This is a genomic window from Nguyenibacter vanlangensis (genome assembly GCF_013376155.1).
Lineage (GTDB): Bacteria > Pseudomonadota > Alphaproteobacteria > Acetobacterales > Acetobacteraceae > Gluconacetobacter > Gluconacetobacter vanlangensis.
In genome coordinates this window covers 1-558 of record NZ_JABXXP010001235.1, presented here as the reverse complement: position 1 = coordinate 558, position 558 = coordinate 1, and the positions used below count along the sequence as shown (strand labels likewise).

Below are 558 nucleotides of genomic sequence, written 5' to 3'. Positions count from 1 at the left end.
GCCCGGCCTGCGCCTGTGGGGCGGGGCCACGGTCGAGGCCGGCGACCTGCGCGCGCTGATGCCCTGGCTGGACTGGGCCGAGGCCCTGGTGCGGTCCGAATTCGCCTGATCGGCGTCCTGCCCGTTTTGCGGGCATGACGAATGGCGGCGACAATGATATAGGCGCGCGCATGACGGACGATCCGCCCTTCAATCCCGCCCTGCTGCCGGCAGGCTTTGTCGACCTGCTTCCGACGGATGCCGAAGCCGAGGCCGCCGGCATGGAAGATCTGATGCGGGTCTTCGCCAGCCACGGCTATAGCCGCGTCAGGCCGCCGCTGCTGGAGTTCGAGGAGACGCTGCTGAGCGGGTCGGGGGCGGCGGTGGCCGAGCAGGCCTTTCGCCTGATGGACCCCGACACAAGGCGGATGATGGCGCTGCGTCCGGACATCACGCCGCAGATCGCGCGCATCGCCGCGACGCGGATGGCCGCTGCGCCGCGTCCGCTGCGCCTGTCCTATGCCGGTCCGTGCGTGCTGGCCGGCGGCGGCGCGCGGGAAAGCGACCGGCAGATTTCCC

1 protein-coding gene is annotated in these 558 nt (G+C 71.3%); it reads left to right on the top strand.

The genetic code is table 11. The features are described from left to right. Positions 1 to 170 precede the first annotated feature (170 nt). Positions 171 to 558 (top strand): ATP phosphoribosyltransferase regulatory subunit (locus HUK84_RS22325; protein WP_176642060.1); only part of this gene is annotated, 388 nt, incomplete at its 3' end.